The organism is Sabulicella rubraurantiaca, from assembly GCF_017355885.1.
Lineage (GTDB): Bacteria > Pseudomonadota > Alphaproteobacteria > Acetobacterales > Acetobacteraceae > Roseococcus > Roseococcus rubraurantiacus.
Window position 1 is genome coordinate 108,285 of the sequence record NZ_JAFEUU010000002.1, and the last position, 24,131, is coordinate 132,415.

The window sequence follows — 24,131 nt, forward strand, 5'->3', positions numbered from 1 at the left end:
GCCCTCCGGCTACTGACCGACGCGCACGTAGCGCAGTGGGAAGCCGTTATCGGCCTGCTGCTGCAGCTGGATGGTGTTGCGCGCAGCCCAGACCACCTGCTGCTGATGCAGCGGGATATAGGCCACGTCCTCCTGCAGGAGGCGCGAGGCCTCGGTGATGAGCTGCTGCCGGCGCGCCGCGTCGGTCTCCACGGCGATCCGGTTCAGCAGCTCGTCGAAGCGCGGGTTGCTGTAGCCGCCGTTGTTGAACACGCCGCGCACCCCGTCCCGCGTGCCGGCGAGATTGTACAGCGCGTTGTGCGCGTCATAGGTGTTCGGGGTCCAGCCCAGCAGGTAGAAGCTGGTGTTGTATCGGGGCGGGTTGACCTCGGCGAAGTAGCGCGCGCGGGTCTGCGCGGCGAGGTTCACGCGGATGCCGACGCGCGCCAGCATGGAAACGATGGCGGTGCAGATCGCCTCGTCATTTACGTAGCGGTCATTGGGGCAGTCGAGGGTGACGCCGAAGCCGTTGGGATAGCCGGCATCGATCAGCAGGCGCCGCGCGGCTTCGAGGTCCACGCGCGGGCGCTGGTCATTCTCCTCCAGGAAGCCGTTCACGCCGGGGCCGAAGATCTGGTTGGTGACGCGGGCCTGGCCACGCATCACACGGCTCTGGATCGCCGGCATGTCGATGGCGAGCAGCATGGCGCGGCGAACGCGCACATCCTTGAACGGATTACGGCCGCGCACGTCGCTCTTCAGCAGCTCGTCCCTCTGCTGGTCCATGCCCAGGTAGATGGTGCGAAGCTCCGGCCCCTCGATGATGCGGAGGCCGTTGGTGCGGCGGATCCGGTCCATATCCTGCGGCGGCACGGTGTAGACCATGTCCACCTCGCCGGAGAGCAGGGCGGCGACGCGCGTTGCGTCATTGGCGATGACGTTGAACTCGACGCGGGTCAGGTTGTGCTCCGGCCGGTCCCACCAGTTCGGGTTCGGCACCAGCACGGTGCGGCGATCCGGCTCACGCGACTGCAGCATGAAGGGGCCGGTGCCCATGGCGTTGCGGGTGGCGAAGTTCTCCTCGCGCGAGGTGAGGTCGGCGACGCGGGCGGCGTTGTTGCGCTCCAGCCACGCCTTGCTCATTACGCCGAAGCTCGTCAGCTGGTTCGGCAGGATCGGGTTGGGCGCGTCGGTGACGAGGTCCACCGTGTGGTCGTCCACCTTCCGCACCTCGGTCACGGAGGCAAAGAAGGAGCTGACATTGGAGCCGGGGCCACGGGCGCGGGCGATGGAGAACACCACGTCGTCGGCGCTGAAGGGCGTGCCGTCGGAGAAGCGGACGCCCTGGCGCAGGTGGAAGCGCCACACGGTCGGCTCCACCTGCTCCCAGCGCAGGGCGAGCGCCGGCTCCAGACCGAGGTTGCGGTCGCGGCGGATCAGCGGCTCGTAGATATTGGCGTTGAAGGTGAGGAGGAACGTCTCCTGCCGCGTGTACGGGTCCATGGAGTTGACGTCTCCGTCATTGGCCCAGCGGAACACGTTGGCGCTGGCAGGCTGGGCAGCGGCAAGGCCCAGCATCGCAGCAGAGGCGAGGAGAAAACGTCGGAGCATAAAGCCATCCCTGAGGCGTTGATTCGCTCGGGATGCTAGCGAGGGATGGGCGCCCGGGGGAAGGGCGCGCATGAAAAAGGCCGCCCTCTCGGGCGGCCTTCTTCGCTTGCGTGGCGCGCCCCGTCAGGCGACGCGAAGCGCCGTCGGGATGGCGGCGATCGCCTCGTTCACCAGCGCCGCATCGGCCTCGGCCGTATGGGCCTGGGTGATGACGTCGCGGGCTGCGGCGGTGGCGATGGTGGCGGCGGCTTGCCGCACCTCGTTCACCGCGCTGGCCTCGGCCGCGGCGATGCGGTCCATGGCCATGCGCTCGCGGCGCTGGGCGGCGGCCTGCGCCTCGGCGGCAGCGGACTCGCCCAGGCGCTTGGCCTCGGCGCGGGCGCGCTCCAGCATCTCCTTCGCCTCGGCCTCGGCCGCGGATCGGTCGCGCTGAGCCTGGGCCATCATGGCCTCGGCCTCGGAGCGCAGCCGCACCGCCTCGTCGAGTTCGGCGCGGATGCGGGCGGCGCGCTCATCCAGCATCTTCGTGACGGTGCGCCAGGCCGTGCGGCCGGCGAGCACCACGAAGATGACAAAGGATATGGCGACCCAGAATTTCGGATCGGCGAGCATCAGCCCCTCCCCCCGGCCGCGCGGTCCACCGCGGCGGCAACGTCATTGGCCGGAGCCTGGACGCGAAGCCGCGCCAGCATGGCCTGGGTCGTGTCCAGCGCCACCTCGCGCAGGGCGCCCATGGCGCTGTCGCGCGCGGCACGGACGCGGGATTCCGCCTCCGCCACCTGGACGTCGAGCCGCCGGTTGATCGCCTCCGCCTCGGCCGCTGCCTTGGCATTTGCCTCGGCAATGGCGCTGGCGACCGCGGCCTGCGCTTCCGACCGCGCGGCGGCGGTGGCTGCGCGAAGCTCGGCCATCGCGGCCTCACCCGCCGCCTGCGCGTCGCGCGCGGCGTTGAGGTCGGCCGCGATGCGGGCCGCGCGCTCATCGAGCACGGCAGCCACCTGCGGCAGGGCGTAGTTCTTCAGCACGAAGTAGAGCAGCCCGAAGATGATCAGCAGCCACACGAGCTTGCTGAGCATCAACGGGTTGGAGAAATCCAGCTGCGGCATGGCCCGGCCCCCTGGTCGCGTGAATCCTGCAGCGCGGGCGGGGCAAGGGCGCCCCGCCCGGCGCGGGATCAGGCGAAGAGGATGAGGAAGGCGATCAGCAGCGCGAAGAGCGCGACGGCTTCCGTCAGGGCGAAGCCCAGAATGCCGATCGGGAACACGGCGTCGCGGGCGGAGGGGTTACGGGCCACGCTGTTGATCAGCGAGGAGAAGATGTTCCCGATGCCCAGACCCACGCCGAACAGCGCGATGACAGCAATACCGGCCCCGAGGGCCTTGGCGGCGGCGACTTCCATGGTCTCAGTCCTTCCTTGGAAACGAAGTGAGTGGTTCAGCTCGACGGGCGCTCAGTGCAGGTGCACCGCGTCGTGGAGGTAGATGCAGGTGAGGATCGCGAAGACGTAGGCCTGCAGGAAGGCGACCAGCACCTCGAAGCCCACCAGCGCCACGTTGATCGCGAGTGGCATGATGGACAGCAGCGGACCCAGCGTCCCCAGCGCGCCCAGCATCACCACGAAGGTGGCGAAGACCTTCAGCATCACGTGCCCTGCGACCATGTTGGCGAAGAGACGGATGGAGAGGGAAACCGGACGCGACAGGTAGGAGACGATCTCAACCGGGATGATGATGGGCGCGAGCCAGAGCGGCGCGCCCTCCGGGAAGAAGTATCCGAAGAAATGCTTCCCGTGCAGAGCGATGGCCACCACCGTGATCAGCACGAAGACCAGCATCGCCAAGGTGAAGGTGAGGCTGATGTGACTGGTGTAGGTGAAGGCGTAGGGGAACAGGCCCAGCATGTTGCCGAACAGCACGAACATGAAGAGCGTGAACACGAAGGGGAAGAAGCGGCGCCCCTCGGGCCCGACCTGGGCCAGAAGCATCTCGTCTATGAAGCCGTAGGCGCTCTCGGCCAGCGACTGCAGCCGGCCCGGCACCATGGCGCGGGGGCGCATGCCGATGACCATCAGCGCGACGATCAGGGCGCCCGCGATCAGCATGTGGAGGTTGGACTGGGTGAAGCCCACGGCCCGGCCGATGGGGCCGAACGTCGTGGCCAGTTCGAACTGCGACAGCGCGTCGATCGCCTTGCCTTCTACCGCCACCGGTCAACCCCCAAGCAGATGAGCCTAGTCCTTGCGAAGCCGCCGGGGGTTGAAGAGACGATACACGTTCATCACGCCCGCGGCAGACCCCAGGAGGAAGAACACGAGGAAGAGCCACGGCCAGGTGCCCAGCCACCGATCGAGGAGGAGGCCGAGCCCCACACCCACCACCAGCGCGGAGACGACCTCCACGCCGGCCCGGAAGCCGATGCCCCAGTTGCCGCCGGGAAGTCCACCCTTGCCAGCATCAGCTCCGGTCGCACGGTCCAGGCCCTGTCGGGCCCTTGCGGCGTCCAGGCGTTGCTTGAAGGCGTCCCGGTCGTTCACCACGGCTCCTCCTGCATCCACGCCGCCGGAGGCAGGGGCCGTCTATGCGGGTGGCAATGGACTGTCAAGGTAACGCCCACAAAGTGGTTGCGTCTCAACCCTCGGCCATCTTCACGGCCTCGCCGAGATCCACGCTGAGCAGGCGCGACACGCCGCGCTCCTGCATCGTCACGCCGAAGAGGCGATGCATCCGCGCCATGGTCAGCGCGTGATGGGTGACGATCAGGAAGCGCGTGCCGCCTTCCGCCATCGCGTCGAGAAGATCGCACAACCGCTCCACATTCGCGTCGTCCAGCGGCGCGTCCACCTCGTCCAGCACGCAGACGGGCGCGGGGTGGCAGCGGAACACGGCGAAGATCAGGGACAGCGCCGTCAGCGCCTGCTCGCCGCCCGAGAGCAGCGCGAGCGAGGAGAGCTTCTTGCCCGGCGGCTCGGCGTAGATCTCCAGCCCCGCCTCCAGCGGATCCTCCGAGCCGACCAGGGCCAGATGCGCCCGCCCGCCGCCGAACAGGCGGGAGAACAGGGCGCGGAACTCCCGGTCCACCTGGTCGAACACGGCGCGCAGCCTCTCCCGCGCCTCGCGGTTCAGGTGGCCGATGGAGCCGCGCAGCTTGGCGATGGCGGCGGCGATCTCCTCCCGGTCCGCATGGGTGGCGGCGATGCGCGCCTCCAGCTCCTCCAGCTCCACTTCGGCGCGGAGGTTGACGGGGCCCATCTCCTCCCGCTCGCGGGACAGGCGCTCGGCACGGCGACGGGCGCGTTCCTCGGCGGCGTCGGACAGGTCCTCGGGCGGGTCGGGAAGCTCCGCCTCCTCGCCCAGCTTCTCGAGGATGCGCGTGGCCAAGGATTGGCCGGATTGCGTGGCGGAACCCAGCGCCGCCTCGGCCAGGAGGCGCCCCTCGCGCGCGGTGGCCAGGGCGGCCTCGGCGGCGCGGCGCGCCTCCGCGGCGGCGCGGGCGCGGGTCTCGGCCTCCTCCAGCGCGGCGCGGGCACGGGTCTGCGCCTCTTCGGCGGCGGCGACGGCGCGGGCGGCGGCCTCCGAGCGCGCGGCGACTTCCTCGGGCGCCCGAAGCAGGGCGTCGCGCCGGCGCAGCGCCGCTTCCGTGCGGTTTTCCAGAGCGGCCCGACGCGTCCCGGCCTCGGCGAGGCGGGCGGCCCAGGCGGCGCGCTCCGCGACGGCGGCCTCGCGGCGGGCTTCTAGCGCCTCGCGCTCGACGCGCAGCGTGGCCGCGCGACCGCGCGCTTCGGCCTCGCGCCCGCGCTCCTCCGACAATTCCAGCCGCGCTGCCTCCACTGCGGCGCGCGCAGCGGCAAGGTCCGGCAGGGCGGCACGGGCGGCGCGAGCGGCCAGCAGGGCGGATTCGGCCTCCGCCGCTTCCTGGGCCAGCGCCTCGCGCTGCGGGGCAAGGGCGGCGTGCTGGGCGGCGGCGGCGGCGGCACGGCTGCGCAGCGCGGCCTCGGCGGAACGGGCCCGGGCCAGTGCTGCCTCGGCCTCGCCACGCGCGGCGCGGGCTTCGCGCTCCTCGCGTTCCCCCTCGCGGGCCAGGGTGGCGGCGGCTTCAGTGTCGGGGCGGGCGGGCGCGGCCTGCCAAGCGGCCTCCGCCTCGCGCCAAGCGGCCTCGGCCTCCTCCCGTTCGGCGGCGAGACGGCTTGCGGTGCCCTCATGCTCGGCGCGACGGCGGGCGGCAGCGTCGTGGCGGGCGCGGGCTTCGGCGGCGCGGCGCTCGGCCTCGCGGGCGCGGCGCTCGGCCTCGTCGCGAGCACGGCGGGCGGCGTCGGCCTCGCGCAGCGTCGCCGCTTCGTGGGACGCGGCCTCGGCGCGGCGGGACTCGGCCTGCTCGGCCTCGGGCGCGGCGGCGGCGCGGCGGGCCTCAGCTTGGCGCAGCCGGGCCAGGGCCTGGAGCCGTGCAGCACCGGAGGCGGCGGCGCCCGGCGCCAGCACGAACCCATCCCAGCGCCACAGCGCGCCCTCGCGCGACACCAGGGCTTGGCCCGGACGCAACGCGGCCTGAGTGGCGGCCCCGTCCTCCACCAGCCCGATCTGGCCCAGGGCGCGCGACAATTCCGGCGGGGCCTCCACCAGCGCCGCCAAAGGCTGCGCGCCCGCCGGCAGGGGCGGAGCGTCCTCCAGCGGCGGCAGGGCGCGCCAGAAGCGACTTCCTGCCCCACGCCCGCCTTCCAACCCCTCGCCCAACGCCGCGCCCAGCGCGGCTTCCAGCCCTTCGGGGATGGTGAGGGTGCGGGCGATGGGCTCGGCCTCGCTGCCGCCTTGCGTGGCGGCGCGCAGCCCCTCGCATTCGGCGGTGAGGCGCGACAGGGCGGCGCGGGCGGCTTCCGCCGCTTCCCGTGCGGCGCGCGACTCCTTCGCTGCTTCGTCCCGTGCCCTTTCGGCCGCGGCGAGGCGGGATTCGGCCTCGGCCCGCGCCTCGACGGCCGCGGCGGCCTCGCGTTCCACCGGTTCGGGCGGCTCGGCGACGGGCAGGCGCGCCGCTTCGGCCTCCAGGGCGCGGGCGCGGGCATCCAGGGCGGTGCGGCGCTGCGCGGCCGCGGCACGGGCGCGCTCAGCGGCGCCGCGCTCCATTTCGGCGGCGCGTGCGAGGCGCAGGGCCTCGGCGGCGCGCTCCCCGGCCTCGGCGCGGCGGCGCTCGGCGGCTTCCAGCGCGGCCCGGCAGCGGCCGAGGGTTTCCTCGGCGGTGGCGGTGGCGGCGGCGGCTCCCTCCAGCGCCGCTTCGGGCACGGCATCAGCCTCGGCGCGCGCCAGCGCCGCCTCGGCCTCCGCGCGGCGGGTCCGGGCTCGGGCGGCACGGCTTTCGGCCAAGCCCAGCTCCGCCGCGAGCGCATTGGCCTGGGCTGCGAGGGCGGCGGCGGCTTCCGTGCGCTCGTGCAGGCGTCCCTCGGCGACGGAACTCGCTTCGGCGAGGTGTGCGGCCTCCGCTTCCGCCGCTTCCAGCCGTGCCGGCAGCGTGGCGAGGGCGGAGGCCAGCCCCGCCTCCTCGCGCTGCGCCCGCGTTCCGGCGGCGGCGGCGTCCTGCTCCAGCCGCGTCGCGTCCGCAGCATCCTCGCGCAGCGCGGCGAGGGCGGCTTCCGCCTCCTCCAGGGCAAGGCGGGCGCGTTCCGCCTCGGCAGCCAAGCCTTCCGCCTCGACGCGGCGGCGTTCCAGCAGGGCGCGGGCCAGGCCTTCCTCCGCACGCGGATCGTGCAGGGCGGCCTCGGCCCGCTCGGCGGCGGCGATCGCAGAGGCAGCGGCGGCTTCCGCGCCGCGCAGCGTCCCTTCCCGCTCGGCCAGCGTGGCGCGGGCGGATTCGAGGGCTGCCTCGGCACGGGCGACCAGCAGGGCGAACCATTCCGCCTCCGCATTGCGGACCAGATCGTTCAGGTTGCGGTAGCGCGCGGCCTGACGCGCCTGCTTGCGCAGGGAATCCCCCTGCTGCGCCAGCTGCGCCAGCAAATCCTCCGAGCGGCCGAGATTGGCCTCGGCTTGGCGCAGCTTCAGCTCCGCCTCATGGCGGCGGGCGCGCAGGCCGGCGATGCCGGCCGCCTCCTCCAGAACGCCGCGCCGCTCCTCGGGCTTGGCGCCGATCAGCGCCGCGACGCGGCCCTGCGACACCATGCCGGAGGAGCGGGGACCGGAGGCGAGGTCGGCGAACATGGTCAGGACGTCTCGTGCCCGCACCTCCCGCCCGTTCACCCGGTAGGCGGAGCCGGAGCCGCGCTCGATGCGGCGGATCACCTCCAGCTGCGGCGACTTGTCGTGCGGCGCCGGGCCGACGCCCTCCGCATCCTCCAGGTTCAGCGTCACCTCGGCGAGGTTGCGCGCCGGGCGCGTGGCGGTGCCGGCGAAGATGACGTCGTCCATCTCGCCGCCGCGCAGCGACCGGGCGCTGCTCTCGCCCATGGCCCAGCGCAGCGCCTCGACCACGTTGCTCTTGCCGCAGCCATTGGGACCGACCACCCCCGTCAGCCCCGGCAGCACCGGCACCTGCACCGGCTCCGCGAAGGACTTGAAGCCGGCGATGCGCAGCCCGGTGAGGGTGGCCGAAAGCCGGCGGCGCTCGGCCTCCGCCTGGGCCTCGCCCTCCTCCGGGACTGGTGCGGGGTGGGTGGTCCCCTCGGTCACGCGCGCGGGGCGTCCTGCACGGCCTGCTGGAAGCGGGCGAAATCGAGCCCGCCCGTGTGCAGGCGCGAGTTGAACAGGAAGGACGGCGTCGCCGTGATGTTGTAGCGGCGCACCGCTTCCTGACGCTGCTCGAACACCGCGCGGCGCAGCGCCTCGTCGGCCACGGCCTTGTCGAAGTCAGGCCGCGACATCCCGGCCATGGAGGCGAGGCGCGCCAGCTCCTCCAGCTGCCGTCCCTCGGCGTAGGCCCAGCGGTTCTGGGTCTGGAACAGGATGGTGATGAAGCCCTCATAGCGATCGGCGGGCAGGGAGCGCGCGATGCAGGCGGCGGCGAGGGCGACGCCGTCCAGCGGGAAGTCGCGCCAGATGAGGCGGACACGGCCGGGCTCGACCAGCTTGCTCTTCACCTCGGGCCACACGTTGTTGTGGAAATTGGCGCAATGCCCGCAGGTGAGGGAGAAATATTCCTGCACCACCACGGGCGCGTCGGCACGCCCGGTCTCGCGCACGGCGAGGCGGGGATCCTGCTGGGCTATGGCGGGGGCGGCGGGAAGCGCCACGGCTAGGGCAGCGAGGGAACGGCGGGAGAGGGTCATCGGGGGCCTCCAATTCGGCGGAACATCTGACGCAGGGGGCGAGGGCTGTCCAGCGATCACGGCCGGCGGGCGAGGACGCCGCGCGCCAGCCGGGCCAGGGCGGCCTGCAGCTCGCCCTCCGGCAGGTCCCGCACCGCCTCGGGCACGGGGCCGGGCTCCGGCTTCGCCGGGCGGGGGGGCGGGGCAAGGCGCGGGGCGCGCTGCACAAAGGCCAGCTTGCGGATGGCCGGGCGGCCAAGGGCGGCGTTCAGCCGCTCCACGATGACCGGGGCCATCAGGCCGATCTCCATCGCAGCCGGTCCGGTGCAGGCCAGGGTGAGCGTGCCGGCAGAGAGCCGCACCGGCTCGGCCATCGCGGCCAGGGAGGGGCCGGCTAGGTTCGGCCAGTCGGCCAGGATCTGCGCGGATTCCGGCGAGCGGCGGCGGAAGCTGGGCCGGGTCAGGCGCGGGATCAGCGCGCCCAGTTCCAGCGTGCGGAAGCTCCGCTCCGGAATGGAGGGCGCGAGGGGGATGGTGGCCCGGGCCGGGCGGACCGGCGCGCCGAGCGGCTTCAGGTCCTTGCTGAACACCCCTCTGGACGGGGCCGCGTCTTCCGTGTTGTCCCCTGCCATGGCGCGCGCCGAATCCCTCCTTCACTGGTATGACCGGCATCGTCGCCGACTGCCCTGGCGCGACGCGCCCGCCCCCGATCCATACCGCATCTGGGTCAGCGAGGTCATGCTTCAGCAGACCACCGTGGCGGCCGTGGGTCCACGCTATGCCCGCTTCCTGGCGCGCTTCCCCGATGTCGGAAGCCTTGCCGCGGCGGATTGGGCCGAGCTGGCGGAGGAATGGGCCGGGCTGGGCTACTATGCCCGGGCGCGGAACCTCCATGCCGCGGCCAAGGAGATCGCGGCGAAGGGCTGGCCGCGCGATGCCGCCGGGTGGCGGGAATTGCCAGGGGTGGGCGCCTATACCGCGGCCGCCGTCGCCGCCATCGCCCTGAATGAGCCGGTCGTGCCGGTGGACGGCAATGTGGAGCGGGTGCTGTCGCGCGTCTTCGCCATCGAGACCCCCCTGCCCCACTCGCGGCCCGAGATTTCTCGCCGCGCCGCGAGCTTCATGGAGCAGGCAGAGGCAAGGGCGCGGCCGGGCGATTTCGCCCAGGCGCTGTTCGATCTGGGCGCGACCATCTGCACCCCCCGCCGCCCCGCCTGCGCCCTCTGCCCCTGGCGGGATGAATGCGAGGCACACCGGCTGGGCATCCAGGACACGCTGCCGGTGAAGGCGCCCAAGGCGGCGCGGGGCGCGATTTTCGGCGTGCATTTCGCGCTGCTGGACCGCGAGGGGCGGATCGGCCTGCTCCGCCGGCCCGAGGGCGGGCTGCTTGGCGGGATGCCCGCCCTGCCCGGCACGCCCTGGCGCGCCGAACCCTGGGAGGAGGCGGAGGCGCTGTCCCATGCCCCCGCTCCGGCCCCCTGGCACCCCTGTCCCGGCGAGGCGCGGCACGGCTTCACCCATCGCGACCTCTCGATGCGGCTGTGGCGTGCCGATGCCGATGCGATTCCCGAGGGGCTGGAACCGGTCGCCCTCGACCGCGCGCAGGTCATTCTGCCGGGCGCGATGCGGAAGCTGCTCGACCTTCTGTGACCGGCGCGCCGGGTCAGCCCGGGCTGGCGGCCAGGCGCTGCGCGATGCCTTCCAGGCCGGAGTCGCGCAGCCCCAGTTCGCGCAGCTGCTGCAGCGTGTTCAGCAGGTAGTCGCGGTTCGATCCCGCCTGCCCGACCCCGGCGCCGATCACCCGCGCCGCCGTGTCCGGGCAGGGACGCGCATAGGCGGGGTGGGCCCGGTCGGCCACGTAGGTCACGGCGCGGATCATTGCGCCGGAGGCGAGGCGCACGGGCAGGAGGCGGCGGTGATAAACCGTCTCGCCATTCGGATTCTCCCGCGCGTCGAGATAGGCGAGCGTCTCCGCTGCATGCTCGGGCGCGACGCGGAACACGACGCCGTGGCAGGAGCCACCGCGATCGAGGCCGAGCACGAGGCCCGGCCGCTCCGGCGTGCCGCGATACAGGCGCGACCAGAGGCAGAAGCGGCGATGGAAGCCGCGCAGCAAGGCTGGCTCACGCGAAACGAAGGGAAAGCCTGGCCGCCAGATCAGCGAGCCATAAGCGAAGACGTGCAATTCGGACATGCGGCGCTTTGCGGAGGAACCTATGCCGGTCTAACCCCAACCCCATGTCGAGAAAATGGCCTTTCCTTCTCCTGCTGCTCATCCTGCTGGGGGGCGGCGGCGCCTTCGCCTGGCAGGCGGTGCTGGGGAGGATGGAGCGCGGGGTAGAAGCCTGGGCAGAAGCCCGCCGCGCCGAGGGCTGGCGCATCACCCATGGCGCGCCACTTCGCGGCCCCCTACCCTGGCGGCCGGAAGTGACCCTGCCGGATCTCGAAGCCGCCTCCCCGCTCGGGCTGGGCGTGCGTGCCGAGCGGCTTTCGGTCACCGTGCTGCCCTGGGAGCCGCGGACCGCGCTGCTCTCGCCCGGCGGCGCGATTGCGTTGCGCGCGGGGGGAGACTGGACCCCGCTGCGCGCCGCGGATCTGGAAGGCCGCGCCGCGCTCGACGGCTCCGACCTGCTCTGGCTGGGGGAAGGGGTGGCGCTGGGCACGGTGGAGGCGCGGCGCGTTGCCCTGCGCTGGCGCGACCGGCAGCTCACCGCGACCGCGGAGGGGGCGCGGAACGGGCCGCTCCAGCTGGATCTGGTGTCCGCCCTGCTGCGGTCTGACGCGCCGCTTTCCTCGCCCGAGGCGTTCCGCACCGCCGGCGGCCAGGTGCAGATCGTTCGGCTCGAAGCGCGGCGCGGCGAAGCCGCGATCGAGGCGACAGGGACCATCGCGCTGGACCCAGGCTTGCAGCCCGAAGGGCGCGGCAGCCTCGCCCTGGTCAACCCGGTCGAGGGCGTGCGCGTGCTGCGCGATGCCGGTATGCTGCCGCCGGGCGCCGCCGCCTCGCTCTCCATCGTGGCGCAGATCGGCGCGCGGACGCCGGAAGGGGGCGGGGCGCCGCGCCTCGACGTGCCTTGGGATCTGCGGGGCGGGCGGCTCTCGGCGGCGCGGTTTTCCGTTGCGACCTTCCCGGCGGTGGCTTGGCGCTGAAGCCCACCCCATGACAGGCGCCGCGCGCGGTGCCTAAGCTGCCCTCCCAAAAGCGCCGGGTCTGAAGCACCGGCGCCGCCAAGGGAGGATCCATCCATGACAGCCACGCGACGCGCCATACTGGCCTTGCCGCTCCTCGCCACCCCGGCCCTTGCCCAGGGGTGGCGGCCGGAGCGCCCGGTCGAGATCGTGGTGGGCTTCGTCGCCGGCGGCGCCACCGACCTCGATGCCCGGCTGCTGGCGCGCTTCCTGGAACCGAGGCTCGGCGTGCCGGTGGTGGTGCAGAACCGGCCCGGCGCGGGGGGCGAGGTGGCGCTGGCCGCCGTCGCCCGGTCGCGCCCGGACGGCCACGTCATCGGCACCACCAACATGCCCGGCCTGCTCACCATCCCGATCGAGCGGCAGGCGCAGTTCAAGCTGGAAGATTTCGCCCCGGTGGCGAACGTGGTCACCGACCCTTCCGCCGTGTCCGTCCCGGCCGCGAGCCCGGTGCGAGACTTCGTGGGGCTGATGGAACGGGTGCGGCGGGAACCGGAATCCGTCTCCTTCGGCACGCCCGGCATCGGCACGGATGACCACCTGCTGATGTTCCTGCTCCAGCGCGCGGCGGGGGTGCGCTTCAACCACGTGGGCTTCGCCGGCGACCCGCAGATCCGCACCGCGATGATGGCGGGGCAGATCCAGGCCTCGGGCCTCAACCTGGGCTATTTGCTGGCCAATCCGGAGGGCGTGCGGCTGCTGGCCCAGGCCGGGCCGCGCCGCTCCCGCTTCGCGCCCGACCTGCCGACGCTGCGCGAGCAGGGCATTCCGGTCGAGATGGCGAGCGAACGCGGCCTCGTCATGCCAGCCGCCACCCCCGCCCCCATCCTGGTACGCATCCGCGACGCAGTGGCCCAGACCATGGCCGACCCCGAATTCACCCGCGCCGTTGAACAGCGCTTCTGCGAGGTGAAGAACGAAGTGGGCGATCCCTGGTTCGCGCGACTGCGCGAGGAGGAACGCGGCTGGCGACGATTCTGGTCCGAGACGCCGTGGAGGCAGGGCTGATGGGGCGCCTCGCGGGGAAGCGTGCCCTCATCCTCGGCGCCGGATCGGTGGGCGACGGCATCGGCAATGGCCGCGCCATGGCGCTGCTTTTCGCGCGCGAAGGCGCGCAATGCGTCTGCATGGACCTGCGGATCGAGGCGGCAGAGGAAACCACCGCGCTGATCGCGAAGGAGGGCGGGCAGGCCCTCGCCTTCGCCGCTGACGTGACGAAGGAGGAGGAGGTGAAGCGCGTCGTGGATGCGACGGTCGCCGCCTTCGGCCGCATCGACATCCTGGTGAACAACGTGGGTGGCTCCGTCCCCGGCGGGCCGGAGGAACTGACGCCCGAGGCGTGGCACGCGCAGTTCCACCACAATCTCCACTACGTCCACCTCTCGACGCGCGCGGTGCTGCCGCTGATGCGCGAGCAGGGTGGCGGCGCGATCGTGAACCTTTCCTCCGTCGCGGCGCTGCGTCACATCGGCACCGACCTCATGGCCTATGCCGCCTCCAAGTCGGGCGTCATGGCGCTGTCGCGCATGATCGCGGTTCGCTACGCGCCGCATGGCATACGCTGCAACGTGGTGGTGCCGGGGCTGATGCACACGCCGTTGGTGGAGGCGCGCCTCGCCGGCCAGCGCACGGGCGGCGACGTGGCCGCCATCGTGGCAAAGCGCAACGCGCAGCCCGCCATGGGCCGCATGGGGGATGCCTGGGACGTGGCCTATGCCGCACTGTACCTAGCCTCCGACGAAGCGAAATACGTCACGGGGGCGGAGATCGTCGTGGATGGCGGGCTGACGCTGATGACGCGTTGAGGCGGCGCGCCACCCATCCTAGAACGGGCCGGTGATCCGGCTTCTCCAGAACTTCCTCGGCGCGCGGCGCCGCTCGGCCGAGGCGCCTGCGCCGGAAAGCCCGCCGCCCGAGACCCCGCCGCGCGACATGGGCGACGCGGCGCGCGACCGGCGCGACTGGTCGGAGGCGGCGCGGCATTACCGCGCGCATCTGGAGCGCGAGCCGGAGGATGCCGGCATCCTCGTCCAGCTGGGTCACATGCTGAAGGAAGGCGGCGACCTGCTGAGCGCGGAATCCGCCTATCGCCGCGCCATGGCGATGCGGCCCGAGGATCACGACATCCCGCTCCAGCTCGGCCACGCGCTGAAACTGCAAGGCCGGCTCGACGAGGCGCGCGAGGCCTATGGGTTGTCCGACGCCCTGGCCCCGGTGAACCACGCGGCGCTGGAGCTGGAGCGGATGGGCGAGCGCCCCGCCCGCCCGGCCCGCAGCGCGAAGCCGCGCCCTTCGCCCGGCCCCGACCTCGCGGCGCTGGAGGCGGAGTTCCAGACCACGCCGACCCGCCGCCGCTGGCACGTGCTGCGCGAGGCGGGGCGCATCGCCGAGGCGGAGGGCCAGCCCGGCCCGCCGCATCTGCTCGACGTGACGGATTTGCTGAACATGCTGCGCGCCACGGGCCGTGCGACGGGCATCCAGCGCGTGCAGATCGGCATCTGCGCCTATTTGCTGGCGGAGGAGCCGGAACGCTGGCGCTTCGTGGCGCTGGAAGCCCCTCTCGGCCCGATCTGGACCCTGGCGCCGGACGATCTCCGCGCCCTGCTGCGCTACGCGACGGAGGAGGCGCACGACACCGGCCGCGCCCGCGCCCTGGTGGAAGCGGCGCTGGATGGCGGGCGCGCGACGCATCTCGATTCTGCGCGCTCCTTCCTGACGCTCGGCGCCTTCTGGTTCCTCGTCGGGGCGACCGCACTGCTGGATGGGCTGCGTGCGCGAGGGCTGCGGCTGGGCATGATGGCCTATGACCTGATCCCCCTCACCCACCCCGAGCACACGGACGCGGGAACGGTGGCCGGGTTCCGGCAGGCGCTGGACGAGGGCGCGCCGCGCTGGGAATTCGCGCTGGCCATCTCGGAGTATACGGCGGCGGGGATGCGCCGCGCCCTGGCCGAGCGCGGTGCGCCGGATGTGCCGGTGCGCGCCGTGCCGCTCGCCCATCGCTTCTCCGACGCGGTGGCGGAAGGCTGGCCCGCTGCCTTGGCCGATCTGCGCAGCAGGCCCTTCGTGCTCTGTGTGGGGACGATCGAGAGCCGCAAGAACCACCTTGCCCTGTTCCAGGCCTGGAAGATCCTGCTGGAGGAGGGGGCGGAGCCGCCGCCCCTGGTCTGCGTCGGGCGGCCCGGCTGGCGCGTCGGCGACTTGCTGGCACAGCTGGAGGCGACGGGGTTCCTCGGCGGGCGCATCCGGATGCTGCACGGGATTTCCGACCCGGAACTGGCATCGCTCTACCGAGAGGCCGCCTTCACCGTCTTCCCCTCCTTCACCGAGGGCTGGGGCCTGCCGGTGGGCGAATCCCTTGCGCTGGGCACGCCCTGCCTCGCCAGCCCCGAAGGCGCGACGCCCGAGGCTGGCTCCGGCTTCGCCCCGCCGCTCGACCCATATTCGCCGCGCACCATCGCGGAGGCGGTGCGGCGTTGGGCCGAAAGCCCAGAGGCGCTGGCGAGGGAGCGGGCGCGCATCGCCCAAGGCTTCCAGCCGCGCGACTGGGACGATGTGGGGCGCGATTTCCGCCGCGCCTTCGAGGAGTGCCTGAAGGCCGCCGCGCCTCGACCCCCTGCCGCCGCGCCACCCTTGGCGGAAGGCGCCGATCTCGGCTTCCCTGCCCTGGCAGCCCTGCTCGGCCCTGGCTTCGAGCCGCCATCCGGCGACGTGGCCTGGGTGGCAGGGCGCGCCGCGGCGCTGCGGATCTCCGCCCCGCCAGGGCGATTGGTCCTGAGCTTCGCCGCACGGCCTTGGGCGCTGGACAACCGCGTGGCGCTGGATGACGCCCCTTCCTTGCCGCTAACCGACGGAATGGCGCTTTCGCTCGACTGGCGTGGGGGCGAAGGCTTGGTGCGGCTGCGCCTGTCCGGCTCGCTGGACGCCCCGCCCGATGCCGAGGATGGGCGTCCGGTCCGGATGGGGCTGCGCCGCCTCGCCCTGCTGCCGGAAGGGGCTCCGCCTCTCGCACGCGGCCGGGCGGTGGTGCCGGGCGACGCCGCGCTCTGGGCCGCCCTCGCGCCTGCGCGCGACACGATCGCCTTCCGTCCCGACGCACTCGCCGGAGAACGCATCCACCTGCTGCTCGGCGTGGCGGGGGAGGAGGCGCCGCGCCGGCAATCCGTCCTGCCTGGGGAGGACGGGGTGGTGCGCCTCTCGCTTGACGGCGCGCGGCCGGTCTTCCTGGCCTGGGCAGCGGAATCCGATCTTCCCGGCCGCCTCGCGCTGCTGGAGGCGCACCCCGCCGCCCTGCCCCTCGCCGAGCGCATCGCCGCGCTGGAAGGGGCCGAGGACGCGCCCTTGCCGCCGGGCGAGGCCGGGCGCTGGGCACGCCGCCTCGCGGGCTAAGGATGCGTCTGCTTCTCGACCTGCAAGGGGCGCAGGGCGCCTCGCGCCATGCCGGGCTGGGGCGCTACTCGCTGGAACTGGCGCGGGCCATGCTGCGCACCCCGCGCGGGAACGATGTGCGGCTGCTGCTGAACACCGCCCTGGCCGAAAGCGCCGCCGCCCTGGCGGAGGAGTTCGCCCCCGTGCTTGGGCCGGGCAACATCCTGCGTTGGCGCGCGCCACGGGGAGCGGCGGCGGGAAATGACCCGCATCACCCGCTGCGTCGCGCTGCCGAGGCATTGCGGGCCGAGGCGGTGATCGCCGCGCGCTGCGACGTGCTCCACATCTCCTCCATCTTCGAAGGGTGGGATCGTGACGCCGTCTCGACCTGGCCGGAGGAATGGGAGCGCCCCGCCACCGCCGCCACGCTCTATGACCTGATCCCGCTCTCGCTGCGCCCCCTCTACCTCGACGGCGCATGGCGCGCGGCCGGGCTGCGCCCGTGGTATGCGCGTTGCGTGCAGGAGGCGTCGCGCTGCGACCGCCTGCTCTGCATCAGCGAGGCGACGCGCGAGGAGGGGCGGCGCTTCCTGCCCCTCCCGCCCGAGGCACTGCCGGTCATCGGCGGTGGCGTATCGCCCGGCTTCCGTCCGCCCGAGCATCTCGATCCTGGCCTGCCGGGACGCTTCGGCCTGCGGCCGGGCTTCATCCTGTTCATGGGCGCGGGCGACCTGCGCAAGAATGAGCGCCTGCTGATCCAGGCCTATGCCGCCCTGCCCGAGGCGGTGCGGGCACGCCACATGCTGGCGATCGGCCACACCAACCACGCCCATCTGCGCGCCCTCTATGCCGAGGCGGGGCTGGGCACGCACGAGGCCGTCGCCCTGCCCTTCGTGCCCGACGAGGCGTTGCCGGGCCTCTACGCGGCCTGCACCCTGATGGTCTTCCCCTCCATCGCCGAGGGATTCGGCCTGCCGGTGCTGGAGGCGATGGCCTGCGGTGCCCCGGTCATCGCCAGCCGCGCCGGCGCGCTGCCCGAGGTCATCACCCGCGCCGATGCGCTGTTCGACCCGCAGGACGCGGCGGCGCTGACGGAGCGGCTGCGCTTCTGGCTGGGGGACGAGGCGGCCCGCGCCGACCTCGCGGCATATGGGCGTCGGCGTGCGGCCGAGTTCTCCTGGCATGGCGTGGCGGAGCGCGCCTGGGATGCGCTGGAGGAGATGGCGCCGCGCCCTGCGCCGAAGCGCCGCCGTTCCCTTGCCCTCGTCTCGCCCTTCCCGCCTGCCGCCTCCGGCGTTGCCGACCATGCCGCCGAACTGGTTGAGGCGCTCTCCGCGCCTTACGCCGTGACGCTGGTGAGTGCCGAGCCGTTGGGTGATGCGCTGGAAGGCCGGTTCCCCTTCCTGTCTGAAACACGTCTGCCCGACGAGGCACGGCGCTTTGACCGGGTGCTGGTTCAGATGGGCAACAACCCCCTCCATGCCGGGGCGCTGCTGCATGTGCTGCCGCACGTGCCGGCGGTGGTGACGCTGCACGATGCCGCGCTGCCCGACCTTCAGGCCTGGATCGGCGGCGTGGCGCGGCGTGTCGAGGCGGAAGGCTATCCCGCGCTGTTCGAGCCGGGCACGGGCGCGCTGCCTGTGCTGGAACAGGCGCTGCGCGTCGTCGTCCATTCCGATCACGCCACGCGGCTGCTGCGCGTTGCGCATGGCCGCGCCGCCACCTCCACCCTACGACGCATCCCGCATCTACGCGCGCGCTTCGACCCGCCGGGGCGAGAGGCGGCGCGGGCCGCGCTGGGCCTCCCTGCAACGGCGACGCTGGTGGTGAGCTTTGGCCTGGTGACGCGGCGCAAGCTCCCCGCGCTGCTGATGGAGGCGGTGTCGGGCATCCCTGGCGCGCGCCTCGTCTTCGCGGGCGATGCCCTGCCGGGCGAGGCGCCGCCGGGCGCAGAGGTAACGGGACGGCTGAGCCGCGAGGAATACCTCCTCTGGCTCGGTTCCGCCGATGTGGCGGTCCAGCTGCGCGGGGACAGCCGGGGCGAGACCTCCGGCGCCGCGATGGATGCGCTGATGGCCGGGCTGCCGCTGGTGGTGAACAGCGCTGGCTCCTTTGGCGAATTGCCGCCCGATGTGGCGCTGCTGCTGCCCGACCCACCGGAGGCGGAGGCGCTGCGCGCGGCGATCCTCCAGGCACGGGCGGAGCCCGAACGGGGCCGGCGCGGGCGCGAATGGGCGCTGGAGGAACTCTCCCCGGCTCGCATCGCCGCGCTCTACGAGGCGGTGATCGAGGACGCCTATGCGAGGCCCGGTCCCGAAGCGGCGCTGCGCCACATCTCCCTGCCGCGCCGGGCAGCCGGTCCGGCGGGCGAGGCGCTGGCCCGCGCCGTGCTGCGCGTAGCTCCCGCTCCGCCGCGCCAGCCGCGGCTCTGGCTCGACATCGCCCTGCAGCCGCGCGGCGAGTTGCTGGAGGCGCTGCGGCGCGGCGCGCCCGGACGGCGGCCCGAGCCGTGCCGGCTGGAGGGCGGACGCATCGTCTCCGCCCATGGCTGGGCCTTTGACGCGCTGGGCCTCGAAGCACCGCCGCCCGAGGATGCCGAGGCGGTGATCGGCCCCGGCGATGCGCTGATGAGCGCGGACCCCGCCCTGCGCCGCCTCGCCTTGGCGGAAGGCGTGGCGACGCCCGATTGGCCGGGCAGCGCCGCCCGGCTCAGGGTGATGGCGCCGCCACCGTGATCCGGCCCACCGCCCCGCGCGCGAAGATCGCCGGGCGGTACATGTCGGCCACCTCTGCCCCCGGCAGCTCGAACCGCCCCGCCGTCGTCGCGCGCAGCCGCACGGCCATGCGGAACTCGCGCCCGTTCGGCGTGAAGGTGAAGGCGGCGGCGACGCGGTCATCCAGCGCCGGGACGGCGTCGGGCTCAGGCAATTCGCCCAGGCCGGGAACGGCGCCGGGGCCGAGCCGCGCCACGATCTCCCACCCGGCCGGCAGCCCCTGCTGGATCAGCGCGAGATGGCGCTGCCCCGTCTCGGCCCGCGCCTCCAGCACCAGCAGGAAATCCTGCCCGCGCCGCAGCGAGTCCAGGTTCAAGGCGGTCGTGCCGTCCAGGGTGAGGAAGCGCCGCCGCACCGTGAGGCCGGCCCGCCCGGCGGGCAGAGGGTCCGCCGGGATGCCGCCCGTCGAGACCAGCACGGGCAGTGGCGCCTCGCCCCTGTTGCGGAGCTCGGCGGGGCCGGTGAGTTCCACGCGCCGCCCGGCAGGGGCGCCATCCAGCGTCGCACGGACCGGCCGCGCGTCGCGGCCCAGCGCGGCGGCCGCCAGCACCGCCCAGGCCGCTTCCTGGGTCGAGGCGCGTTCGGGCGTCAGCTCCGGACCCGGCAGCCGGTCCCGAGCGGCAGGCAGGTCCATCCCGGCCTCGCGCGCGAGGACCAGCACGGCCAGGGCATCGCGCGCGGCGGAGCCGTAATCATAGAGCCAGTCGCGCCGCGCTGGGGCGGCGAGCGCGGCGGCAAAGGCGCGTTCCGCCCGCTCGCGATCCCCGGCGCGGGCGAAGGCGGCGCCGAGCTGTGCGCGGGCGAGCGGCGTCGGCAGCTGGTCCAGCCCCTCCATCAGCCGCCGAGCCGCGCCGAGGCGCGGTCGCCCGGCCAGGGAAAGCGCATGGAGCCGTGCCGCCTGCGCCGCGAATTCCTCCGGCGTGTCGGCACTGGTCTCCTCCAGCAGTGTGGAGAGCGAATCTAATGCCGCGTTCAGCGCCGCCTCGGGCACCGCCGCACCGGCAGCGCGGGCACGCAGCAGCGCCTCCGTCGCATAGGCGCCGGTCCAGAATTCCGGCTCGCCCTGAGCGGACCAGAGGCCGAAGCTTCCGTCGTAGCGCTGGCGCGACAGCACCGCCTCCACCGCACCCTGCAAGGCCGGCTGCGGCACCCCCTCCTGCGTCGCCGCCGCTAGGGCGAGGACGCGAGAGGATGATTGCTCCAGGCAGGCGAGCGGATAGGTCGAGAGGAGGCGCAGCATCCCCGCCGCGTCGAAGCGAACCGGCGTGCCGATCAGCGCGCCGGCGCGCCAGGAGCCGGGAACGAAGCGCTCTGTGGCGGGGGCAATGCGCCGGGTTTCGCCGGGCGCAACCTCCAGCGTGGCGACGGCGGTCACGGCGGCGCGGGAGGAACGCAGGGTGATCCGCGCCTCGCGTTCCGCCCGGAATCCGTCCGGCCCGGCAACGGTGAGGCGCAGCACCCCCTCCCCTGCCCCGCTGGCGCGCAGCGTCACGCTGGGCAGGGCGCGGGCTCCCACCGCGAGGCGCGCCGAGAGCCGCGAATCGCCAGCGAGGGCAAGCGGCCCTTCCGCCGTCACCTCCGCCACCACCTCGCCCTCGGGGCCTTCGAGGTTGTGCAGCAGCACCGGCACGGTCGCCTCGTCGCCCGGGGCCAGGAAGCGCGGCAGCACCGCCTCGGCCAGGAAGGGGTCTCGCACGGTCATGGGACGGCTGGCGGCACCCAGCTTCCCGCCAGACCAGGCCACGGCCATCAGCCGCAACTCGCCGGCGAAGTTGGGAAGGTCGAGCGGAATGCGGGCGACGCCATCCGGCCCCGCCTCCACCACGCCGGAGAAGAGCGCCACGGTGCGCTGCGGCACCTGGAGCGCGCCGGGCGGGCCGAACTCGTCGCCGCCCTGGCGCAGCGCTGCCGCCTCGCCTTCCGTCGGGAGGATCAGGCGGCCATAATCGTCGCGAATATCGGTGCCCAGCGCCCGGCGCGCAGTGAAATGCGCCAGCGGGTCGGGCGAGCGGAAGCGCGTCAGCCGCAGGATGCCCTCATCCACCGCCGTGAGGGTGAGGCGCACCGGCCCCTCCGCGCCGGAGACACGCACCGGCACCTCGATGCGCGTGCGCGGGCGGGCGCGCTCAGGCGCTTCCACCACCACCTCCAGCCGGCGGGCAGCCGGGTCCAGCTGCAGCCAGGCGAGGCCGAGGGCGCGGGCGGGCGTGCCATTCGTGGCCGTGCCGGGACGATGCACCGTCACCGCAACGTGCGCCCCGGCGCCCCAGGCGGCATCCACCGGGATTTCCACCTCCGCGCCGCCCGGCGCCACCTCCACCTCGCGCACCGAAACCAGGCGGTCGGTCAGCACGGCAACGGAGGCGATGCCGGCGAAGGGCGCGTCCAGGCGCAGTCGCGCAGTCGCGGCCGGCGCGTAGGACGGGCGGTCGGCGGAGACATCCACCTTGTCCGGAACCTCGGCGCTTTCGCTCGCCACCCAGCCGGCGCGGAAGCGGAAGGAGGCGATGGCCAAACCGCCCTGCTCACGCGCCTCCAGCCGGTAGCGGCCGAAGCCGAGGCGGCGGGCGAAGCGCGCCGGCTCCGACCCTGAGACGCGCAGCGTCGCGGAATCCACCGCCTCATCCGTCCAGACCGTCTCGTAGCGGGGCGTGCCGCCGCGCAGCACGATGCGCCAATCGGGCCGTTCCCGCACCAGCCGGACCGCCAGCGCGCCCGCGACCGGCGCGCCGGCGGCGTCGGTGAGGAGAAGCGAGAACGCCGCCTCCGCATCTGCATCCACCGCGCGCGGCCCGGCGATGCCGACGAGGCGCGCCGGCGCCGCCACCGGGATTTCCAGCGGCGCGGCCTGGCTGGCGCGGCCTCCCGGCTCCTCCAGCAGCACGGAAAGCGTGGCGGAAAGCGGACGCGTGGTGTCGGGCGCGCGGGGCAGCGCGATCTCCACCGTCGCGCGGCCCTCCGCATCCGTTTCGCCGAGCTCGGGCGTCACCAGATCGGGGGCGAATTCCTCCTCCTCCAACCCGAAGGCGAAGCCGGGGTGCCGGGCGAGATCGCGCCGCGTCGTGAGGCGAAGCTCCGCCGAGCCCGGAAGGCCGGAGCCGGGCGCGCCATACAGGAAGCGCGCCGTGAGCGGCACGGCGAGGCTCTGGCCGGGCACGAGCGGACCGGGCGCCGGCCCCACCTCTACCGCCAGACGCTCGGGCACGAAGGCGTCCACGCGGAACTGCACCTCGCCGATGGGCGGCAGGGCGGGGTCGGACAGCGCCTCCAGCCGCCATTGGCCGGAGGGGGCCGCGCTGGGGATAGGGATGGCCAAGGCGGCGCCATCCTGGAGCACATGCTCCGCCGCTACCTGCCCGTTCGGGCGGCGCAGCCGGAGGCGCAGCGGCAGGGTGGCGGGCGTGTCCGAGGCGTCGCGCAGCAGCGCCACGGCATGGACCGTCTCTCCGGGCCGGTAAATGCCGCGATCGGTGTAGAGGAAGGCATCAAGCGGCCCGGGATGCGGCCGCCCCTCGGCGCCTCGGTCGGACAGGTCGAAGGCGGCGGCGGTCAGGTCGAGCGGGACGAGTTCCTCCGCCGTCTCGGCATGCAGCGCCACGGGCTCCATCCCGCCCGCGCCGCGCAGCAGCGGCGCGGCGAAGCGCGCGACGCCTTCCGCATCGGTGCGCGCCTCGGCCAGCACCTCGTTGGAACGGGCGAGCAGCATGACGCGCACCCCGGCCTCGGCCCGCGCGCTGGACAGGCGCCGCGCCTGCACAGCCAGCCCCCCGGCGCCGCGCCACGCCGTCAGCCCCAGATCGGTGACGATCACTGCCTGCGCTGCCGCCACCGGCCGCGTGCCGTCCGACGACCGGACCAGCAGGATATAGAGACCGGGAGCCTCCATTCCCGGCGGCAGCGGCAGGGCTAGGCGCTGCAACTGGTTGACCGGGCCGCGAGGAATCTCCACCGCGCCGGACCAGAGCTCGCGGCCCCAATTCTCCGCCACATTCTCGGCAGCCCAGGATTGCAGCTCCTGGCCCAGCTGCCAGTCCCGCCCCAGCGGCACCAGGGAGCGTTCGGTGACGCGCAGCACCTGCAGCCGTGCCGCCGTGACGTTCAGGACGCCGAGCGGCACCCGCGCCGCCTGCCCGCGCGGGAGGAGGAAGGCGCGGCTGTCGAAAGCCAATCGCGGCAGGCGGTCCGGCATGCGGATCGTCACCGGCGTGTCGCGCAGGAGGCGCATATCGTCCTCCCCCGGCAAGCCGGCGCGCAGGACGAGGCGCGTGGCTTGGCCATGCGGCAGCCCCACGGCGCAGATCTGGTCCCCCTCGCGGGTCACGGCGAGGCCGGGCAGCGCCGGTTCGGCCCGCACCCAGTCGGCGGGGTTCCAATCGGTGCGGCGCGCGGGCGGCACGGTGAAGCCCAGGCAGGCGCGCGCCGGCTCGGCTTCGGGCTCCGTGTTCATCCGGGTGACAAGCAGGCCGGCGGCGCGGCGCGCCTCGCGCAGGGCCTCCGCGTATTGCGGCATGCCGGGGGCGCGCTGCACCACCGCCTCCAGCGCCGCGATGCGCTGCACCTGCCGGTCCAGCCGCCCCAGCGCCTCGGCGATGACGAGAAGCGACGGGATTTCCGCCTCCCCGCCCGGCACGGCGAGGAAGTTCTGCCAAGCGGCGGAAAGGGCGCGCGCCGATTCGGGCGGGGTGCGGCGAAGCTGGGCCCTCGCCAGGGCGAGCCACTGCGCGGGGGTCGCATCGCCCAGCGCCACGCGCTCCTCCAGAGCCGCGGCCAGGGCGGCGGGGTCGTTTCGGCGTTCCGCGGCGGCGATGCGCGACTCGGCCGCAGCACGGGCCTGGGGCGTGCCGCCGGCGGGAAAGCGTCGCTCCAGCGTGGTGCGGTAGGTCTCGCTGTCGCGGGAAAGGCCCGGCAGGTCGAACGCGCCCGCCATGACCGGCCAGAACAGGAGGAGCCCCAGCCACCACCGGAACAATCGCATCGCCTTGCCC

General features: G+C 73.7%; 17 protein-coding genes. 6 read left to right on the forward strand and 11 right to left on the reverse strand.

Going from position 1 to position 24,131, the window contains the following annotated elements:
- Positions 1-9: 9 nt before the first annotated feature.
- The 9 genes from JTJ31_RS04520 to JTJ31_RS04560 all read right to left on the reverse strand — a co-directional run bounded on the left by JTJ31_RS04520 (position 10) and on the right by JTJ31_RS04560 (position 9,447).
- A complete protein-coding gene (locus tag JTJ31_RS04520) occupies positions 10-1,590 on the reverse strand; it encodes an ABC transporter substrate-binding protein (RefSeq protein WP_236019888.1) in 1,581 nt (526 codons plus the stop codon).
- A gap of 123 nt (positions 1,591-1,713) precedes the next feature.
- Positions 1,714-2,202 (reverse strand): F0F1 ATP synthase subunit B family protein, encoded by a 489-nt coding sequence (locus JTJ31_RS04525; protein WP_207537429.1) that lies wholly within the window; start codon positions 2,200-2,202, stop codon positions 1,714-1,716.
- Positions 2,202-2,696, reverse strand: a complete 495-nt coding sequence (locus tag JTJ31_RS04530) for a F0F1 ATP synthase subunit B family protein (protein ID WP_207537430.1) — start codon at positions 2,694-2,696, stop codon at positions 2,202-2,204. Before JTJ31_RS04530 ends, JTJ31_RS04525 begins: the two co-directional genes overlap by 1 nt.
- A gap of 68 nt (positions 2,697-2,764) precedes the next feature.
- A complete protein-coding gene (locus JTJ31_RS04535; RefSeq protein ID WP_207537431.1) occupies positions 2,765-2,989 on the reverse strand; it encodes an ATP synthase subunit C family protein in 225 nt (74 codons plus the stop codon).
- 51 nt (positions 2,990-3,040) lie between these two features.
- Complete coding sequence (locus JTJ31_RS04540) at positions 3,041-3,796, reverse strand: F0F1 ATP synthase subunit A (protein ID WP_207537432.1); 756 nt, start codon at positions 3,794-3,796, stop codon at positions 3,041-3,043.
- Positions 3,797-3,820: 24 nt separating this feature from the next.
- Entirely contained in the window at positions 3,821-4,123 is a 303-nt protein-coding gene (locus JTJ31_RS04545) for an AtpZ/AtpI family protein (protein ID WP_207537433.1), read from the reverse strand.
- Between the two features lie 94 nt (positions 4,124-4,217).
- A complete protein-coding gene (locus JTJ31_RS04550; RefSeq protein WP_207537846.1) occupies positions 4,218-8,144 on the reverse strand; it encodes an AAA family ATPase in 3,927 nt (1,308 codons plus the stop codon).
- A gap of 92 nt (positions 8,145-8,236) precedes the next feature.
- The gene (locus JTJ31_RS04555; RefSeq protein ID WP_207537434.1) at positions 8,237-8,836 is read right to left on the reverse strand and encodes a DsbA family protein; all 600 of its coding nucleotides are present in this window, start codon (positions 8,834-8,836) and stop codon (positions 8,237-8,239) included.
- 56 nt (positions 8,837-8,892) lie between these two features.
- The gene (locus JTJ31_RS04560) at positions 8,893-9,447 is read right to left on the reverse strand and encodes a DUF721 domain-containing protein (protein WP_207537435.1); all 555 of its coding nucleotides are present in this window, start codon (positions 9,445-9,447) and stop codon (positions 8,893-8,895) included.
- Between JTJ31_RS04560 and JTJ31_RS04565 the strand changes: the two genes are divergently transcribed.
- Positions 9,446-10,465 carry an A/G-specific adenine glycosylase gene (locus tag JTJ31_RS04565; protein WP_207537436.1) on the forward strand — a complete coding sequence of 340 codons (1,020 nt, stop codon included), beginning with the start codon at positions 9,446-9,448 and terminating at the stop codon, positions 10,463-10,465. The genes JTJ31_RS04560 and JTJ31_RS04565 overlap by 2 nt on opposite strands.
- Positions 10,466-10,478: 13 nt before the next feature.
- Here JTJ31_RS04565 and JTJ31_RS04570 read toward each other — a convergent pair whose 3' ends face one another.
- Positions 10,479-11,009, reverse strand: a complete 531-nt coding sequence (locus JTJ31_RS04570; RefSeq protein WP_207537437.1) for a gamma-glutamylcyclotransferase — start codon at positions 11,007-11,009, stop codon at positions 10,479-10,481.
- A gap of 44 nt (positions 11,010-11,053) precedes the next feature.
- Here JTJ31_RS04570 and JTJ31_RS04575 point away from each other — a divergent pair, with 44 nt between their 5' ends.
- The 5 genes from JTJ31_RS04575 to JTJ31_RS04595 all read left to right on the forward strand — a co-directional run bounded on the left by JTJ31_RS04575 (position 11,054) and on the right by JTJ31_RS04595 (position 19,107).
- The gene (locus tag JTJ31_RS04575; RefSeq protein ID WP_207537438.1) at positions 11,054-11,965 is read left to right on the forward strand and encodes a DUF2125 domain-containing protein; all 912 of its coding nucleotides are present in this window, start codon (positions 11,054-11,056) and stop codon (positions 11,963-11,965) included.
- Positions 11,966-12,061: 96 nt separating this feature from the next.
- The gene (locus tag JTJ31_RS04580) at positions 12,062-13,012 is read left to right on the forward strand and encodes a Bug family tripartite tricarboxylate transporter substrate binding protein (protein ID WP_207537439.1); all 951 of its coding nucleotides are present in this window, start codon (positions 12,062-12,064) and stop codon (positions 13,010-13,012) included.
- Positions 13,012-13,809: an SDR family NAD(P)-dependent oxidoreductase gene (locus tag JTJ31_RS04585; RefSeq protein ID WP_207537440.1), complete on the forward strand. Its 798-nt coding sequence runs from the start codon at positions 13,012-13,014 to the stop codon at positions 13,807-13,809. The genes JTJ31_RS04580 and JTJ31_RS04585 overlap by 1 nt, the downstream gene beginning before the upstream one ends.
- 31 nt (positions 13,810-13,840) lie before the next feature.
- Positions 13,841-16,393, forward strand: a complete 2,553-nt coding sequence (locus JTJ31_RS25160) for a glycosyltransferase family 4 protein (RefSeq protein ID WP_207537441.1) — start codon at positions 13,841-13,843, stop codon at positions 16,391-16,393.
- Between the two features lie 2 nt (positions 16,394-16,395).
- Entirely contained in the window at positions 16,396-19,107 is a 2,712-nt protein-coding gene (locus JTJ31_RS04595) for a glycosyltransferase (RefSeq protein WP_207537442.1), read from the forward strand.
- On the opposite strand, the gene JTJ31_RS04600 is transcribed toward JTJ31_RS04595, so the two are convergent.
- Complete coding sequence (locus JTJ31_RS04600) at positions 19,082-24,121, reverse strand: alpha-2-macroglobulin family protein (protein WP_207537443.1); 5,040 nt, start codon at positions 24,119-24,121, stop codon at positions 19,082-19,084. The two genes, JTJ31_RS04595 and JTJ31_RS04600, sit on opposite strands and share 26 nt — an antisense overlap.
- Positions 24,122-24,131 lie beyond the last annotated feature (10 nt).

Bases quoted from the DNA above. Each gene is read 5' to 3' on its own strand.
- JTJ31_RS04520 (WP_236019888.1), bottom strand. From the start codon at position 1,590: ATGCTCCGACGTTTTCTCCTCGCCTCTGCTGCGATGCTGGGCCTTGCC.
- JTJ31_RS04525 (WP_207537429.1), bottom strand. From the start codon at position 2,202: ATGCTCGCCGATCCGAAATTCTGGGTCGCCATATCCTTTGTCATCTTC.
- JTJ31_RS04530 (WP_207537430.1), bottom strand. From the start codon at position 2,696: ATGCCGCAGCTGGATTTCTCCAACCCGTTGATGCTCAGCAAGCTCGTG.
- JTJ31_RS04535 (WP_207537431.1), bottom strand. From the start codon at position 2,989: ATGGAAGTCGCCGCCGCCAAGGCCCTCGGGGCCGGTATTGCTGTCATC.
- JTJ31_RS04555 (WP_207537434.1), bottom strand. From the start codon at position 8,836: ATGACCCTCTCCCGCCGTTCCCTCGCTGCCCTAGCCGTGGCGCTTCCC.
- JTJ31_RS04565 (WP_207537436.1), top strand. From the start codon at position 9,446: ATGGCGCGCGCCGAATCCCTCCTTCACTGGTATGACCGGCATCGTCGC.
- JTJ31_RS04560 (WP_207537435.1), bottom strand. From the start codon at position 9,447: ATGGCAGGGGACAACACGGAAGACGCGGCCCCGTCCAGAGGGGTGTTC.
- JTJ31_RS04570 (WP_207537437.1), bottom strand. From the start codon at position 11,009: ATGTCCGAATTGCACGTCTTCGCTTATGGCTCGCTGATCTGGCGGCCA.
- JTJ31_RS04575 (WP_207537438.1), top strand. From the start codon at position 11,054: ATGTCGAGAAAATGGCCTTTCCTTCTCCTGCTGCTCATCCTGCTGGGG.
- JTJ31_RS04580 (WP_207537439.1), top strand. From the start codon at position 12,062: ATGACAGCCACGCGACGCGCCATACTGGCCTTGCCGCTCCTCGCCACC.
- JTJ31_RS04585 (WP_207537440.1), top strand. From the start codon at position 13,012: ATGGGGCGCCTCGCGGGGAAGCGTGCCCTCATCCTCGGCGCCGGATCG.
- JTJ31_RS04595 (WP_207537442.1), top strand. From the start codon at position 16,396: ATGCGTCTGCTTCTCGACCTGCAAGGGGCGCAGGGCGCCTCGCGCCAT.
- JTJ31_RS04600 (WP_207537443.1), bottom strand. From the start codon at position 24,121: ATGCGATTGTTCCGGTGGTGGCTGGGGCTCCTCCTGTTCTGGCCGGTC.